Raw genomic sequence first — 2,459 nt, forward strand, 5'->3', positions numbered from 1 at the left:
CACCACGGCCCGACGACGGCTCGGACAGTGCGCCGCACGCCCAAGCGGCCGTGCCGCAACGGGCCCGGGACGCCGGCCCGGCCGGGCAGCTCGGCCCGGCGACACCCGTGTACGGGGCGCAACACCTCGCGCCGTCCGCCCCTTTCGCCCCGCGGCGGGCCTCTGCGGACTCCCCCACCGTCCGGGAGGCCGAGGAGCGGCGGTGACGCCCCTTCGACCTGCGCCGCGACCGCCCGGCGCTGTGCGTGGTCAAGGTGCTGCCGGACGATCCGGGCCGGGCGGACCGCTTCCGTGGGCGGCCCGCCTCGGTCTCAGCCGTCGGTGCGGGCTCAGGCGTTGGCGTGGACCGGGTGGAGTTCGGCGAGCGACCCGACCAGCGGGGCCAGCTCCGGGACCTCGGTGGCCTCGGCCAGCGTCGCCTCCAGGGCGGCGTCGTGCACCGGGCGAGCCGCCGTCAGCAGGTCGCGGCCTTCGGGCGTCAGCTCGGTGTAGATGCCGCGCCGGTCGTCCGCGCAGAGGAACCGGCCGAGCAGGCCCCGGTCCTCCAGGCGGCTCACCAGCCGGGTGGTCGCACTGCTGCTCAGCGCCGCCGCGCGGGCCAGCTGCTGCATCCGCATGTGCCAGCCGTCCTGGCGGGAGAGCGCCTCCAGCACCGTGTACTCGACCACCGAGAGCTTGAACTCGGCCTGGAGCGCCTTCTCCAGCGCGGTGTCGATCATGCCGTGCAGCGCGGCGAGCGTCCGCCAGCCGCGGGCCCGGATCTCGGCCGCATCGTCGCGGATTCCCATGACGCCTACCCTTCCGTCGCGCTGCTCGTGCCGTGTGCCGGACGCGGCCCCGTGTGAGGTCTCTCGTCCGGGGTCTCGTACGAGGTTTCGTCCCGTGTCTTCCTGTGACAAGTATGCCATTTGGCGCGGAATATCGGACTGTGCAAATAGTTCGGCTTATACCCCCGCCGGTTCCCCGTCGAGGGCCTCCGCTCCGGGCCGTCAGCCGCCGCGACGGCGGGGCGGAGGCCGTCCTGCGGTGAGCGACCGGACCCCGCACGAGGGTCCGGCCCGCCCGCCGCCCGGGGCGTCGAAGGACACCGCGGGGCCGCACACGACCGGCTCCTCACCCCTCCCCGGACCAGGCCGACGCGCACAGCGCCGTGGCCAGTTCCTCGGTGTAGGAGGCCGCGGTCAGCCAGGCGGTGGCGAAATCCTCGTGGTCGTCGGTGACGATCCGGCCGAAGACGTCGCGCTTCTGGTTGGCGGCGGAGGCCCGCAGGCCGTCGAGGAGTTCGGCGGCGGTGGCCAGCCCGGCGGCGCGCAGCAGACCGCGGTCGGCCGCCGCCGAGGCCTCGCTCGGGGCGAGGGCGTGCCGACCGGTGGTGACCGTCTGCTCGACCCGGCGGCCGAGCACGTGGACGGGCGGGCCGTACGGCGTCGGGGTGGCAGATCCGTCCGCCGACCCATCCGCCGACTCACCGACCGTGGCGGAGGCCGTCGCGGACGCGGCGAGGTCGGCGGTCTGGAGGCGTTCGAGGCCGAGGTTGACCCGGCCCGCCCGGTCCGCGGACAGGGCGAGCGGGTCGGGGGCGGCCGGGGGCGTACCGATCGCGAGCAGACGCAGTTCCGGACGGTCCGCGCGCTCCAGCCGACCGATCACCCGCAGTCGCAGGCCGGGGGCGGTGGCGAGCAGCGCGAGGTTCGCCCGGAACGGCAGGTCGGGGTGCTCGTGCGCCGGACGCAGGACGATCACCGGACCGCCCTGCGCACCGCTCGCCGTGCAGCGCGCCAGCAGCTGCGGTGCACCGCCCGGGCCGGGGGCCGTACCCAGCAGGGTGACGTCCAGGAAGAGCAGGTCGCTCCCGGCCGGGCGGCTCTCGTACGGCAGTTCCTGCGCCGCGAGTGCCCGGGCCACCTGGGCGGAGGCCGGTTCCGACCAGAGCCGGGCGGCCGGCTCCGCCGTCCATGCCGCGCCCGTCGCCCGCACCGCCCGGACCGAGGCCCCGGCGCCCAGCCGACCACCACCGGACCTGGTCGCACCCTGGACGGCCAGCCCCGCGCGGCTGAACTCGCGGTGGCTGAGCGCGGCGTCGCCCAACCGGACCGTCCGGTTGCCCGCCCCGACCGCCTGTGGGGCGGCGGCCGCCGCGTCGTCGTGCGGCATCACCTCGGCGATCGTGCTGAGGCGCCCGTCGGCGTCCACCGCCCAGCTGACCGCACCGGCATGGGTGGCCGTCAGCACCGGCTCGGCGAACAGGCCGTAGAGCCGCAGACCGCCCTCCTCCCGGTAGGCCTGGCGCGCGGTGCCGCGCAGCTCGGCGACCGGGGCGGTGCCGGTGGCCAGGGCGGTGGTGAGGCCGAGGAGTTCACGCAGGCCCGCGACCAGGTCCACCAGGCGGTGGTCGGGCGCGCCGGAGCGCGCCGCCCGGACCCTGGTCGCGACGGTGACGGCCGCCGCGGCCGGGCGGT

At 76.6% G+C, this 2,459-nt stretch carries 2 protein-coding genes and 1 pseudogene; 1 reads left to right on the forward strand and 2 read right to left on the reverse strand.

Annotated elements, in window-relative coordinates; translation table 11 throughout:
- Positions 1-206 (forward strand): annotated as a pseudogene (locus AE652_RS48790) (hypothetical protein); the annotation flags it as partial.
- Positions 207-329: 123 nt separating this feature from the next.
- On the opposite strand, the gene AE652_RS39515 reads toward AE652_RS48790, so the two are convergent.
- Both AE652_RS39515 and AE652_RS39520 read right to left on the reverse strand, forming a co-directional pair.
- The gene (locus AE652_RS39515; RefSeq protein ID WP_049660429.1) at positions 330-788 is read right to left on the reverse strand and encodes a MarR family winged helix-turn-helix transcriptional regulator; all 459 of its coding nucleotides are present in this window, start codon (positions 786-788) and stop codon (positions 330-332) included.
- A 325-nt stretch (positions 789-1,113) separates the two neighbouring features.
- Positions 1,114-2,459: hypothetical protein (locus AE652_RS39520; RefSeq protein ID WP_049660431.1), on the reverse strand; the 1,346-nt coding region annotated here is incomplete at its 5' end.

Source organism: Kitasatospora sp. MY 5-36, assembly GCF_001182915.1.
Classification (GTDB): domain Bacteria; phylum Actinomycetota; class Actinomycetes; order Streptomycetales; family Streptomycetaceae; genus Kitasatospora.

Excerpts from the sequence above, each read along its gene's own strand:
- AE652_RS39515 (WP_049660429.1), bottom strand. The coding sequence starts at position 788 with ATGGGAATCCGCGACGATGCGGCCGAGATCCGGGCCCGCGGCTGGCGG.